Origin of the sequence: Vibrio sp. MM46 (genome assembly GCF_027587135.1) — a bacterium.
Lineage (GTDB): Bacteria > Pseudomonadota > Gammaproteobacteria > Enterobacterales > Vibrionaceae > Vibrio > Vibrio harveyi.
On sequence record NZ_JAPPTO010000003.1, the window covers coordinates 322,084 to 334,821 of the forward strand.

The window sequence follows — 12,738 nt, forward strand, 5'->3', positions numbered from 1 at the left end:
GCGGGGGCTTTTTTATTGAATAAACGGAGTGAGTTGTGGATATAGAACTGAGCTACAAAGCCAAACAAGTGATGGCAGATTGCATCGCGATGGCAGAGCAAGCATTCAAACGTTCTTTTATCATCCCTTCTCTGACTTTCAATGTTCGTGGTAAAGCAGCCGGCAAAGCCTACTTGCAGTCGAATGAAGTTAGATTGAATCCGAAGCTCTTTAAAGAAAATCCTCAAGCTTTTCTTGAAGAAGTGATTCCACATGAAGTCGCGCATCTCATTACTTATCAAGTGTACGGTCGCGTTCGACCTCACGGAAAAGAGTGGCAAGGCGTGATGGAAGCGGTATTTAAAGTTCCAGCTAAAACCACTCACAGCTTTGATGTGGCTTCTGTACAAGGTAAAACTTTTGAATACCACTGTGCTTGTATGACTTACCCACTTTCAATTCGTCGTCACAACAAAGTGCAGCGCAAAGAAGCGATGTATTCTTGCCAAAAATGTCGCCAACCGCTGAACTTTACTGGTATTCAGCTCTCGTAACACCCATCCTTTTCCTCCCTTAGCCTTCAAAAAATAGAGACATACGCACTCAAATTGCTGCTTTTTACTCACTATTGTCAGGTTACTCATCACTAAAGCTCATTTATGCGTGTTAGAATGAATAAAGTCATACTTTATAAAGACTTTAATCATGAAATACCTGTTCTCTCTATTCCTATTTGCGCTTTCTAGTACAGCGATTGCTGCGCCTCCAAGCTCTTTTTCCGCCGCTAAGCGTGAAGCGGTAAAAATCTACGCCGATCACCCAACCAGCTTCTACTGTGGTTGTGACATTAAATGGCAAGGCAAAAAGGGCGTGCCGGATCTCTCTTCTTGTGGCTATCAAGTTCGCAAGCAAGAAAAACGCGCATCTCGCATCGAGTGGGAGCATGTGGTTCCTGCATGGCAGTTCGGCCACCAGCGTCAATGTTGGCAAAATGGTGGGCGCAAAAACTGCACAAGAAACGACAAAGTCTTCAAATCTATGGAAGCCGATCTCCACAACCTAACTCCGGCTATCGGAGAGGTAAACGGTGACCGCTCTAACTACAACTTCAGTCAGTGGAATGGCATGGATGGCGTCAGCTACGGTCGTTGTGAAATGCAAGTGAACTTTAAGCAGCGTAAAGTCATGCCACCCGATCGCGCACGAGGTTCGATTGCCCGCACTTACTTGTACATGAGCAAAGAATACGGTTTTAAACTTTCGAAGCAGCAGACTCAATTGATGAGTGCTTGGAACAAAACCTACCCTGTAGATAAGTGGGAATGTGAGCGTGATGAACGCATTGCTAAGATTCAAGGCAACCACAACCCATTCGTTCAAGAGGCTTGTCGCGCACTGTAATTCTTCCCGTAATTACCGCAGTACACCTCCACTATTCGAGGCGTTGTCATTTACTGGAATGGAAACGCCTCTTGCCCCTTGTTTTTTCGGTAGAAAGCATCCATGTTAGTGTCTAAACACTCGCGTATGCAGGAAATCGAAACACTATGCGTATCCCTCGAATTTATCATCCAGAAACCATTCAACAACTTGGCATCATTGCTCTAAGCGACGATGCAGCAGGTCACATTGGTCGTGTGCTTCGCATGAAAGAAGGTCAAGAAGTCCTATTATTTGACGGCAGCGGTGCTGAATTCCCAGCTGTCATCAGCGAAGTCAGCAAAAAGAATGTGATGGTTGAGATCTCTGAACGCGTAGAAAGCAGCATTGAGTCACCGCTTGACCTTCACCTTGGTCAGGTCATTTCGCGTGGCGATAAGATGGAGTTCACCATCCAAAAATCAGTAGAACTTGGCGTGAATACAATTACACCGCTGATCTCTGAGCGTTGTGGCGTGAAATTAGACCAAAAACGTTTCGAGAAGAAGCTAGCTCAGTGGCAGAAGATTGCGATCAGTGCGTGTGAACAGTGCGGTCGCAACGTAGTACCTGAAATTCGCCCTATCATGAGCTTAGAAGAGTGGTGCCAAGAAGAGTACGACGGCTTGAAGCTTAACCTGCATCCACGTGCGAAGTACTCAATCAACACCTTGCCAACACCTGTTGAAAAAGTTCGTCTATTAATTGGTCCTGAAGGCGGTCTATCTTCTGACGAGATCGACATGACTCGCGAATATCAATTTGAAGAGACGCTACTCGGCCCTCGTGTTCTGCGTACCGAAACAGCGGCTCTGACAGCAATTACAGCCTTACAAGTTCGTTTCGGCGATCTTGGTTAAAACGGAGAAAAATAATGATCAAACTCGGTATCGTAATGGACCCAATCTCGTCCATTAACATCAAGAAAGACTCTAGCTTTGCCATGATGCTTGAAGCGCAACGCCGCGGCTACGAAATCCACTACATGGAAATGAATGATCTGCACCTAGACCAAGGTAAAGCAATCGCAGACACCAAAGTGGTTGAGTTAAAAGAAGATCCAACGGGTTGGTACGAATTCAAATCAGAGCAGACCATTGAACTGTCTGAACTTGATGCTGTGCTAATGCGTAAGGATCCTCCGTTCGACACAGAGTACATCTACGCAACTTACATCCTTGAGCGCGCTGAAGAGCAAGGCGCACTGATCGTTAACAAGCCACAAAGCCTACGTGACTGTAACGAGAAACTGTTCACAGCTTGGTTCCCAGAGCTAACACCAACCACTATTGTGACGCGTAAAGCTGAGAAGATTAAAGCCTTCCGTGAAGAACACGGTGATGTGATCCTAAAACCACTTGATGGCATGGGCGGCGCATCTATCTTCCGCGTGAAAGAGAACGATCCAAACGTATCAGTTATCATCGAGACACTAACAAACCATGGTCAAAACTACGCGATGGCGCAAACCTTCGTGCCAGATATCAGCAATGGTGACAAGCGCATCCTAGTGGTTGATGGTGAGCCAATGCCTTACTGCCTTGCTCGTATCCCTGCAAAAGGTGAAACACGTGGTAACCTAGCGGCAGGCGGCACAGGTGAAGCTCGCCCACTTAGCGAAACTGATATGAAGATCGCTCAAGCGGTTGCACCGACCCTAAAAGAAAAAGGTCTTATCTTTGTGGGTCTTGATGTGATTGGCGACAAGCTAACGGAAATCAACGTAACGAGCCCAACCTGTATTCGTGAAATTGAAGCGGCTTTTGATATTTCAATCACAGGCAAGCTAATGGACGCGATTGAGCGCCGAGTGAAAGGCGAATAACTCAAACTGTATTACAGTTAAATAAGAGCGTTGTGGATTAACTTAAGCAAACTCATGCACATACCCGTACAGGTGAAAACATGGGGTTTGCTTAAGTATTTTTAATAGCCTTATAAGGTCGAGATGAGAATGAACCTCACAAACCATTTCTTAGTTGCCATGCCGGGAATGAAAGATCCCTACTTCCAGAATAGCGTTATCTACGTCTGTGAACACAACGAAGAAGGCGCTATGGGGTTGATGATCAACGCACCTGTCGATATCACGGTTGGTAGTATGCTCAATCAAGTCGAAGTGCAACCTGTGCACCCTCGCCTGTTTGAAGCAAGCTTAGATAGACCAGTGTACAACGGCGGTCCTGTTTCTGAAGATCGTGGTTTTATCTTGCACAAACCAAAAGACTACTACGAATCAAGCATTCAAATGACTGACGAACTGGCAGTTACCACGTCTAAAGACATCTTGTCAGTACTTGGTACAGAAGCGGAACCAAGCGACTATTTAGTGGCACTTGGATATTCCGGCTGGAGTGCAGGTCAATTAGAAACTGAGTTGGCAGAGAATTCTTGGCTGACCATCGAAGCGACGCCAGAGATCATTTTCGATACTCCAATTATCGATCGTTGGAAAAAAGCAGTCGAGAAATTAGGTATCGATCCAAGCCAGCTATCTTCGGATGCAGGGCACGCTTAACGCGCTTCCACACTCAACCTATTTTATTTAGTTAGATTCGAGACACATTATGTCACGCACAATCATGGCCTTCGATTTCGGTACCAAGAGCATTGGTAGTGCTATCGGGCAAGAAATCACCGGCACGGCTTCCCCACTTAAAGCATTCAAAGCGAATGACGGCATTCCAAACTGGGACGACATCGAGAAACAAATTAAAGAGTGGCAACCAGACCTATTGGTGGTGGGTTTGCCAACAGACTTGCACGGTAAAGACTTAGAAACCATCACGCCACGAGCGAAGAAGTTCGCCAATCGCCTGCACGGTCGTTACGGCTTACCCGTTGAATTGCATGATGAACGCCTATCAACCGCAGAAGCACGCGCAGAGTTGTTCAGTATGGGTGGCTACAAAGCGCTATCGAAAGGCAATATCGACTGCCAATCAGCGGTCGTGATTCTTGAGAGTTGGTTTGAAAACCTTTGGGGTGAGTAAACGCTTCAAGCACAATGAAAAAGGTTGGTTTCGCCAACCTTTTTCGTTTCTGAATTGGATTAATCCATATCGATCTTAACGTTCGCCAAACTGCCCGTAGAGAATGCTTCACCACGTTGCGTCTTCAACATCAAACGCAGATCGTTGGCAGAGTCCGCACTGTGCAATGCATCTTCTTCACTGATCTTACCTTGCATCACTAACTTGTAGAGCGATTGGTCGAAGGTCAACATCCCAAATTCATTGGATCGAGCCATGGTTGCTTTCAACTCATGAAGATCGCCTCGACGGATCAGATCGGATACACGCGGGCTATTTAATAAGATCTCAAACACGCCATGACGCCCCTGACCGTTCTTATCACGGATCAACTGCTGACCTACTACGCCTTTTAAGTTCATCGACAGATCAAACAAGAACTGATCTTTCTGGTCTTTCGGCACCAAGTGCAAAATACGTTCAAGCGCTTGGTTTGCGTTGTTGGCGTGCAATGTAGCCATGCACAAGTGACCAGTTTCAGCAAAGGTCATTGCGTATTCCATCGTTTCTCGGCTTCGGATCTCACCAATCAAAATCATGTCTGGTGCCTGACGCAACGAGTTCTTCAACGCCACTTCATAGCTGTCAGTATCCAAGCCCACTTCACGCTGAGTCACAATACAACGTTTATGCTCATGCACAAATTCAATTGGGTCTTCTACCGTAAGAATATGACCAGTCTTGTTGTTGTTGCGATAACCCGTCATCGCAGCCATGGTGGTCGACTTACCAGAGCCTGTCGCACCAACCACCAGCACCAAACCACGCTTGGCAATTGCAAGATCTTGCAGCACCAAAGGCAACTTAAGCTGCTCAAACGTTGGAATATTGGTTTCAATACGACGAATGACGGCTCCCGGTAATTCACGTTGGAAGAAGGCACTGACACGGAAGCGACCGCAATCACGGACAATGGCAAAGTTCGACTCGCGGCTTTTGCGAAACTCTTGTCGTCGCTCCGGGTCCATCGCACTATCAAGCAACAAGGCTACGTCATTTTCGCTCAGCTTATCGCCTTGCGGACGCAATTCGCCATCCACACGAAACAAGATCGGGGCACCGACAGTGATGTATAGATCCGACGCTTTTAACGCCAGCATGCCTTCGAGAAATTTATTCAGATCCATCGTCCGTATTCGCTATTTCCTAAGTAATTCGTTACGAGAATTGCTGCGCTTCAATTTCAACTTTCTTATCCACTTCTTCACGCGATACCATGCCTTGTGCCATCAATTGACGAGCATTCTGCTCCATGGTCTGCATGCCATGCGCCGCACCGGTCTGAATGATCGAATACATCTGCGCGACTTTGTCTTCACGAATAAGGTTACGGATCGCAGGTGTCGCCATCATGATTTCATGACAAGCAATACGACCACCACCATTACGTTTTAACAGTTTTTGTGCAATAACCGAACGCAGCGACTCCGACAGCATCGAACGCACCATGTCTTTGTCACTACCTGGGAATACGTCGATAATACGGTCGATGGTTTTCGCTGCTGAGCTAGTGTGCAGCGTACCGAAAACAAGGTGACCCGTTTCAGCAGCCGTCAGCGCCAAACTGATGGTTTCTTTATCACGCATCTCACCAACTAGAATCACATCCGGGTCTTCACGTAATGCGCTGCGCAGTGCGTTTTGGAAGCTGTGTGTATCACGGTGTACTTCACGTTGGTTGATCAGACACTTATTGTTGGTGTGAACAAATTCAATCGGATCTTCAATTGTTAGGACGTGCTTATTGTGATTACGGTTAATGTAGTCAACAATGGCTGCCAAGGTAGTCGATTTACCAGAACCCGTTGGACCGGTAACCAGTACCAGGCCTTTTTCAGCATTGGCAATCTTTCTGAAGATCTCTGGGGCTTCTAGCTCTTCCAGTGTTGGAATGCTACTTGGGATGGTACGGAACACAGCCGCACAACCGCGAGATTGGTTGAAAGCGTTGACACGAAAACGGCCAACGTTATGCAATTCAAATGAAAAATCGACTTCGAGTTTTTCTTCGAACTCACTGCGCTGCGCATCGTTCATGATTTCAAAAACCAAACGATGCACTTCTTGGTGTGTAAACGCTGGAATGCCCAGCTTTCTTACATCACCATCAATACGAACCATTGGTGGTACACCTGCAGAAAGATGTAGATCCGAAGCATTATGTTTTACACTAAAATCCAGTAACTCAGTGATATCCATTTAAAATCCTTAAGTCTAAAGTACAGCTATGAGTAGTATTCAACAAAACATTGAACATATCACCTCTCAAATTCGACACGACGAACAAAAATGCGGTCGTGCTCCAGAGTCAGTGCAACTTCTAGCAGTAAGCAAAACTAAACCTGTCGAGGCAATTCTCGAAGCTTACCAAGCTGGCCAAGAGGCGTTTGGTGAAAACTACGTCCAAGAGGGCGTCAGTAAAGTTCAGCACTTTGCCGAGCATTATCCAGATAATCGAATCGAATGGCACTTCATTGGTCCAATTCAATCCAATAAATCACGCCCTGTTGCTGAACATTTCGATTGGGTTCACACCATTGATCGCGCTAAGATCGCTCAACGCCTCAATGACCAGCGTCCAAGCGAGCTAAAACCACTGCAAGTTCTGATTCAAGTTAACACCAGTGGTGAAGAGTCAAAATCTGGCGTTGCTGATGCAGAAATATTCGAACTGGCTGAGTTGATTTCTCGCCTTCCAAACCTCACGTTAAGAGGGTTGATGTCGATTCCTGCCAACGTGCCAGATTACGAATCACAACTTCGCGCATTTAAGCAACTTGAAGAGCTAAAGCAAAAGCTAGCCCAGCAGTACCCGGATGTCGACACGCTATCCATGGGTATGAGCGGAGACATGGATGCGGCAATCGAAGCAGGTAGCACTATGGTGCGAATTGGCACAGCGATTTTTGGCGCGCGCGACTACAGCAAACAGCAATAAAAGCGACTCGTTGTTAGACACTGCGAATTTGAGTCTGAGTGCCTTCTATTTCGGCACTCAGAGCAAAGTGGTGCAATTATACACCTGAGCGCACAACAAATTGTAAGAATTTATATTTGGAAATCAGACATATGGAACATAAAAAGATTGCCTTTATCGGCGCGGGAAACATGGTGCGTGCGATTGTTTCTGGTCTCGTAGCAAATGGCTACCCAGCACAGAACATCATTGCGACCGCCCCATCGGAGACACGTCGCCAACCTCTTGAGCAAAACTTTGGTATCCGTACCACCAGCGATAACATCGCAGCCGCGACAGAAGCGGATGTTGTGGTATTGTCTGTGAAGCCACAAATGATGGAAGAAGTGTGTAAACCACTGCAATCTATCGACTTCAGCAATAAACTGGTTATCTCTATTGCGGCTGGCATCAACTGTTCACGCTTGGATGACATGCTAGCAACTAAGCTCAACTTGGTTCGCGTGATGCCAAATACACCATCACAACTTGGTTTGGGCATGAGTGGTCTTTACGCGCCTGAACATGTGCAAGAACAAGATAAAGCCTTCGCGGCAGAGCTAATGCAAGCCTGCGGTAAGGTATGCTGGGTCGAACAAGAATCTGGCATCAACAATGTGATTGCCGCGGCAGGCAGCGCACCAGCTTACTTCTTCCTGTTTATGGAAGCGATGCAAGCAGAAGCAATTGCTCAAGGTTTCGATAAAGACACGGCTCGCACGTTAGTTCAACAATCCGCACTTGGTGCTGCAAGTATGGTGGTAGAAAACCCACAAACTGAGCTTTCAACACTGCGCGAGAACGTGACATCAAAAGGTGGCACAACGGCAGAAGCACTACGTACGTTCAACGAGCACCAACTGTCTGATATTGTGGCGAAAGCAATGCAAGCTGCGGTTGCTCGCGCTGAAGAAATGGAAAAACTGTTTTAATGACTTGAGTGATACCCACTCTGTGTCACTCACTTACTTGTTAAGGGTACCTTATGAATTCAATGAGTTTTCTCATCTCAACCCTATTTGACCTGTACATCATGGTCGTGATTTTGCGTATATGGTTGCAAGCTGCTCGTGCAGATTTCTACAACCCATTCTCGCAGTTCATCGTCAAAGCAACCCAACCGGTTGTGGGTCCACTGCGCCGCGTGATCCCATCCATTGGTAGCATCGACCTAGCGACAGTGCTGTTTGCTTACGTGTTGTGTGTGCTTAAGTTTGTTGCGCTGATCCTGATCGCTTCTAGCGGGTCAGTTTCATTTAGTATGGACTTCCTATTCCTAGGCTTATTGTCTCTGATTAAAGCCGCTGGCGGCTTGTTGTTCTGGGTACTATTGATCCGTGCAATCCTGAGCTGGGTTAGCCAAGGTCGCAGCCCTATCGAGTACGTATTCCACCAGCTAACTGAGCCAATGCTAGCGCCAATCCGTCGCATCATCCCAGCAATGGGTGGCTTCGACTTGAGCGTGCTTGTGCTGTTCATTGGTCTACAATTTGCCAACTTCCTGATGGGCGACATGATTGGTCCTATCTGGTACCAACTATAATGTCAGAAGCAGTTTGGCATGACGGCGAGGATGTGGTGCTTCGGCTCTACATCCAACCAAAAGCAAGCCGCGATAAGATCGTCGGCTTGCATGGTGAAGAGCTCAAAATTGCCATCACCGCACCGCCTGTCGATGGTAAAGCGAATGCGCACCTAACCAAGTTTTTAGCCAAACAATTTAAAGTTGCTAAAGGTTTGGTTCACATAGAAAAAGGTGAACTGGGACGTCATAAACAAATTCGGATAGAATCCCCAGTACAAATACCAACAGAAATTAAAGCCATCATTTGATGGCTTTTTATTTAGACTAAGCACCTAATTTAAAAGAAAAAAACAAAAAACACTCCCACAAAAAGACCACAACAAAAAAAGACCGCTGTAAAATAGCGGTCTTTTATCTAAATGGCTCCTATACTCAACATATTGTTTATGCTTGATTAAAACGATACAAAAATAGGAGACTTAATGAATCTGAATTTTTATCAAATAGACCCAGACGTTTGTGACGAGTGGGACACTACATTAAACGAACCATTGCTAGTAGTGAGAGATGCAAATTCCACTGACATTCCCTCTTTAGGTGAGTTTTTTGTCCTTCCTGTCGGTTCTTTTCTTTACAAAACAACCAAAATTATTCGACGAGTTGAAGAAAGTCGACCAGATATTTTTACCACAACCGATGTCGATATTATCTTAACGCCAGCACTGATTGATTGAGCGTGACATTTGCCAATTTAATACCGAGCGAGACTCAAGGCTCGCTCACTACAATACAAACATCATAACCCCAGCAGCGCTAACCATTAACGAACAGACACCAACTAAAATAATATTGTCTTTGTATGTGTGTAGCTCTAACAAACGCCTTTCAGCAATTAGTAAATTAGATTTTGCACTATCCACTTCACTCCAATTCTCTGATAAATCTAATGGTTGAGAATTTAAATACTCACCCAATAGCTTTACTTTCATTTCGAGCTCCGATAAAGAGTCATCAGCCCAGATAGACTTAAAACCAACCTTTACCTCTTCTGCATGCGTTGCTAGATTTGAAGAAAACTCAATCAAGTTGTTTTTAGTGATAACTTCCATGCTTGCTCCTGAAAAAGCACTTTCCATTGACTATATTCTAGCGCACTAAATACAACTAAATGACTTTTCTCAATTAGCCTTGTTCTCTAACCGCGTAATCCGTTCATCCATCTTTTCCATCATCAGACGCAGCCACTTAACATCAGTTTTAAGCGTAACGCCTACGCCAATTCCACTGAACAACGCACTTACTGCAGCAACGATAATCGTCTGGTACTCAGCCATTAAACTCATCTCGGATTGTTTCCCACAAGCCAAGCAGCATTGGCGCAGCCACACCAATCAAACCACCCATTTGTACACCTTCCGGCGTCACGCTTGCGGTTAATAGTTCAGGGTGCCCCGTTGCCAATGCAATACCCGCACCGAGTAAAGCAATCCCTTTCTTCGTTGATGGTTGTTTCAAATCTATTTTCATGATGCTGGCTCCTAACCGTTGATGCGCTTCCAGATATAAGCGCTGATTAAAGCGGTCAGAATCCCAACCACTAACTTTTGCATTACTTCTTGTTTGGTCATGCGAGTGCTACCCCTTCGGCGGCATCACTCAGTGAGTAATAACGCCCCACTTCCATAATGGACATGGTATGAACAAGGCGAGCCATAAAGGCATCGTCATACAGGTTCAAAGGTGCATTTCGGTTTACGTTCAACTTGCCGGCCACAAACTGAATGTAGTTATCCGTGTCGTTGTTATCGCTAGCTGGCGCCCATCGGTGAATGATGCCTGACAGCGTATTTAGCCCATACAGGTTCTGATAGTTGCGGATGAGTTTCGCCGCCGCACGAAAGCCGTATTTTGAATCCGAGAAGGTTTCAAATGCCTTATCTTTCGAAGGCGTTACCTTCCCCGTCCAAGCGTTACCACTAATGCGAATGTTGAGCGGGTTGTTATTGCGAATACCGCGATTGAGTTGTGATTTCATAATCTTTTGCCCCTGATACAGAGAGAAAATTAAGATGACAGCAATGATGGTGATAATGAGCTTGCGAGCCATAACACCTCCCTGTTAGTTGGGTACTGGTGAACCCGACTCTGAGCTCGGCTCGCGCGGCACGAACGTCAGGTCTATTGATGACACACCCAAGCCAATAATCACGACATCGCCACTGTGAAGGTATAAATCACTCACAACGCCTTTATTGGTTCTGCCACTGTCAGCGGCGTACACGGGGTCGGCTTGAATTAACAAGTGAGGAAAGACCTTTTGCTTATCTTTGATGGTATCTTTGCCAATCTGCAAAATGCCCGTTTCGTTAACGGTGACACGCTGCCCCAGTTCTGACGCTTTGCCGTGAACGGTTGTACTTTTTAGCTCAAGCTTTCTTAGGTAGCCGTCATTCTCTTTGATGACGTTGCCCTGCTCATCTGCCAGCACAATGTAAAAACCCAATTCGCCTTGGAAGCCTGATAGGCGAGCCATTGCGGAGATATTGAAGAACACTCTTACTAGCTCCCCGTCACTTTCAAGCTTGGGACGGATGAGAGGCATAATGTCCATATCCCCATCTTCAACATAACTCGGCGCATCGTATTTAATGAAAAAGCCGTCTAGGTCAGCATTCCACCCAGTATCATTGTTAGGCACAAATCGCCCTTGAATAATCGGCAATGCGCTACCAGAGCCGGATTCACCTGAGTTCATGTGCTTATACAAAAATTCGATTTTATTTCGGCTGCTACCCGTTGGTAGCGGTGGTAGTGCCATGGTTAATACTCCAATAGTTGCGCGGTATCTGGCGCTTTTCCTGATAACTTGAACGCCGCCGTCGTTTCGATGGTGACCGTTTCGCCTGCTGCAAGCTCAAAGCCCTCGATACTCACAAAACCTGTATTGCTCGATGGCGCTTTGATAATCACCCCTTTGCGGTTGGCATTAGCGGGAATAGGCAATGGCAATTCGCCACGACGCCCAATAAGGTTGTCACCCACGTGAACGCGAACGGTTTGATTATCCGCAAACTCCATCTTAGGAATTTTGGATACCACTACCTGTTGGTTGTCTTCTAACTCAACTTTCGGCATGGCTGTAACTTCGAGCTTTTGCCCTTCGACTGGCGGGGTAAAATCACCGCTACCATGTTCAAATGACAGCTCACCTTCGCCACTGAGTAAGATGCGCCCCATTGGCTTGCCATAGCGAAGCACTGAGCCACTAGGTAGCGTGAACTCTTCGCCCGTCGCATCTAATCGCACCGACAATTTGCCCTGATAGGACTCGATGAATAGCCAGCTCGATTCGACATTGAGCGGCACTTCTTGCCCTTTAATAAGTGTCAGGTTCATTTCTGCACCGCCTTAAACAGGACAAAACCAAGTACGAGCACAATGATTGCCATCAGAATCAACTGCTGTTTGTTTAGCGCGCTTTGTCCGTTGTCTTGTTTGAACTTTGCAAGCTCGGTCAGCTTGTCTAAGTTCTGTGTGTTTTGAGCCGCTTGGTTACCCGCAAGTCCCGCTATCATTTGAAGGTTTTCGCTATTGCTTGAGCTGTACTCTTTGAGTGCGCCATTGGCGAGCTTGAGAGATTCATCAAGCGCGTCACCTGCAAAGTTAAACGACTTTTCAATGCTGCCATGGTCGGTGACCGTGGCATTAATCGTTGAGCCTTCAATACCACTTAGTGCAACCCCAAGGTTGTCGCCGCTAATGGCATTCTGGCTACTGGTATTTTTGGTACTGGTTTTATTGCTTGAACTGGATTTACCACCCATGCG

20 protein-coding genes are annotated in these 12,738 nt (G+C 46.3%); 11 read left to right on the forward strand and 9 right to left on the reverse strand.

Annotated features, from left to right (window positions below):
• Nucleotides 1-35: 35 nt before the first annotated feature.
• From OH459_RS05295 to ruvX, 6 genes are all read left to right on the forward strand, one after another.
• Complete coding sequence (locus OH459_RS05295; protein ID WP_269986005.1) at nucleotides 36-533, forward strand: SprT family zinc-dependent metalloprotease; 498 nt, start codon at nucleotides 36-38, stop codon at nucleotides 531-533.
• A gap of 151 nt (nucleotides 534-684) precedes the next feature.
• Nucleotides 685-1,380 (forward strand): deoxyribonuclease I, encoded by a 696-nt coding sequence (endA, locus tag OH459_RS05300; RefSeq protein WP_005449743.1) that lies wholly within the window; start codon nucleotides 685-687, stop codon nucleotides 1,378-1,380.
• Between the two features lie 146 nt (nucleotides 1,381-1,526).
• A complete protein-coding gene (rsmE, locus tag OH459_RS05305) occupies nucleotides 1,527-2,258 on the forward strand; it encodes a 16S rRNA (uracil(1498)-N(3))-methyltransferase (RefSeq protein ID WP_005449742.1) in 732 nt (243 codons plus the stop codon).
• Nucleotides 2,259-2,272: 14 nt separating this feature from the next.
• The gene (gene gshB / locus OH459_RS05310) at nucleotides 2,273-3,223 is read left to right on the forward strand and encodes a glutathione synthase (protein ID WP_005449741.1); all 951 of its coding nucleotides are present in this window, start codon (nucleotides 2,273-2,275) and stop codon (nucleotides 3,221-3,223) included.
• Nucleotides 3,224-3,352: 129 nt separating this feature from the next.
• Nucleotides 3,353-3,916 carry a YqgE/AlgH family protein gene (locus OH459_RS05315; RefSeq protein WP_005449740.1) on the forward strand — a complete coding sequence of 188 codons (564 nt, stop codon included), beginning with the start codon at nucleotides 3,353-3,355 and terminating at the stop codon, nucleotides 3,914-3,916.
• A 49-nt stretch (nucleotides 3,917-3,965) separates the two neighbouring features.
• The gene (gene ruvX, locus OH459_RS05320; protein WP_005449738.1) at nucleotides 3,966-4,391 is read left to right on the forward strand and encodes a Holliday junction resolvase RuvX; all 426 of its coding nucleotides are present in this window, start codon (nucleotides 3,966-3,968) and stop codon (nucleotides 4,389-4,391) included.
• Nucleotides 4,392-4,450: 59 nt separating this feature from the next.
• On the opposite strand, the gene OH459_RS05325 is transcribed toward ruvX, so the two are convergent.
• Nucleotides 4,451-5,557: a PilT/PilU family type 4a pilus ATPase gene (locus OH459_RS05325; RefSeq protein ID WP_017817653.1), complete on the reverse strand. Its 1,107-nt coding sequence runs from the start codon at nucleotides 5,555-5,557 to the stop codon at nucleotides 4,451-4,453.
• Between the two features lie 31 nt (nucleotides 5,558-5,588).
• On the reverse strand, nucleotides 5,589-6,629 hold the full coding sequence (locus OH459_RS05330) for a type IV pilus twitching motility protein PilT (protein ID WP_005425810.1): 1,041 nt from the start codon (nucleotides 6,627-6,629) through the stop codon (nucleotides 5,589-5,591).
• Between the two features lie 28 nt (nucleotides 6,630-6,657).
• Between OH459_RS05330 and OH459_RS05335 the strand changes: the two genes are divergently transcribed.
• The 5 genes from OH459_RS05335 to OH459_RS05355 all read left to right on the forward strand — a co-directional run bounded on the left by OH459_RS05335 (nucleotide 6,658) and on the right by OH459_RS05355 (nucleotide 9,645).
• Complete coding sequence (locus OH459_RS05335) at nucleotides 6,658-7,368, forward strand: YggS family pyridoxal phosphate-dependent enzyme (RefSeq protein WP_009697582.1); 711 nt, start codon at nucleotides 6,658-6,660, stop codon at nucleotides 7,366-7,368.
• A gap of 131 nt (nucleotides 7,369-7,499) precedes the next feature.
• Entirely contained in the window at nucleotides 7,500-8,318 is an 819-nt protein-coding gene (proC, locus tag OH459_RS05340) for a pyrroline-5-carboxylate reductase (RefSeq protein WP_050937496.1), read from the forward strand.
• Between the two features lie 53 nt (nucleotides 8,319-8,371).
• Nucleotides 8,372-8,929 carry a YggT family protein gene (locus OH459_RS05345; protein ID WP_005425806.1) on the forward strand — a complete coding sequence of 186 codons (558 nt, stop codon included), beginning with the start codon at nucleotides 8,372-8,374 and terminating at the stop codon, nucleotides 8,927-8,929.
• Nucleotides 8,929-9,219, forward strand: coding sequence for a DUF167 family protein YggU (gene yggU / locus OH459_RS05350; RefSeq protein WP_005425805.1), 291 nt, complete (start codon nucleotides 8,929-8,931; stop codon nucleotides 9,217-9,219). The genes OH459_RS05345 and yggU overlap by 1 nt, the downstream gene beginning before the upstream one ends.
• A 174-nt stretch (nucleotides 9,220-9,393) precedes the next feature.
• A complete protein-coding gene (locus OH459_RS05355; protein WP_269986006.1) occupies nucleotides 9,394-9,645 on the forward strand; it encodes a hypothetical protein in 252 nt (83 codons plus the stop codon).
• A gap of 48 nt (nucleotides 9,646-9,693) precedes the next feature.
• On the opposite strand, the gene OH459_RS05360 is transcribed toward OH459_RS05355, so the two are convergent.
• From OH459_RS05360 to OH459_RS05390, 7 genes are all read right to left on the reverse strand, one after another.
• Entirely contained in the window at nucleotides 9,694-10,020 is a 327-nt protein-coding gene (locus OH459_RS05360; protein ID WP_017190980.1) for a hypothetical protein, read from the reverse strand.
• A gap of 69 nt (nucleotides 10,021-10,089) precedes the next feature.
• On the reverse strand, nucleotides 10,090-10,245 hold the full coding sequence (locus tag OH459_RS05365; RefSeq protein WP_017190981.1) for a hypothetical protein: 156 nt from the start codon (nucleotides 10,243-10,245) through the stop codon (nucleotides 10,090-10,092).
• Nucleotides 10,238-10,438, reverse strand: a complete 201-nt coding sequence (locus OH459_RS05370; protein ID WP_005449722.1) for a hypothetical protein — start codon at nucleotides 10,436-10,438, stop codon at nucleotides 10,238-10,240. Before OH459_RS05370 ends, OH459_RS05365 begins: the two co-directional genes overlap by 8 nt.
• Before the next feature lie 97 nt (nucleotides 10,439-10,535).
• Nucleotides 10,536-11,018 carry a phage structural protein gene (locus OH459_RS05375; RefSeq protein ID WP_005449720.1) on the reverse strand — a complete coding sequence of 161 codons (483 nt, stop codon included), beginning with the start codon at nucleotides 11,016-11,018 and terminating at the stop codon, nucleotides 10,536-10,538.
• A gap of 12 nt (nucleotides 11,019-11,030) precedes the next feature.
• Nucleotides 11,031-11,729, reverse strand: coding sequence for a hypothetical protein (locus OH459_RS05380; RefSeq protein WP_269986007.1), 699 nt, complete (start codon nucleotides 11,727-11,729; stop codon nucleotides 11,031-11,033).
• 2 nt (nucleotides 11,730-11,731) lie between these two features.
• Nucleotides 11,732-12,307, reverse strand: a complete 576-nt coding sequence (locus tag OH459_RS05385) for a hypothetical protein (RefSeq protein ID WP_269986008.1) — start codon at nucleotides 12,305-12,307, stop codon at nucleotides 11,732-11,734.
• Nucleotides 12,304-12,735, reverse strand: coding sequence for a hypothetical protein (locus tag OH459_RS05390; RefSeq protein ID WP_043037037.1), 432 nt, complete (start codon nucleotides 12,733-12,735; stop codon nucleotides 12,304-12,306). The genes OH459_RS05385 and OH459_RS05390 overlap by 4 nt, the downstream gene beginning before the upstream one ends.
• Nucleotides 12,736-12,738: the final 3 nt, after the last annotated feature.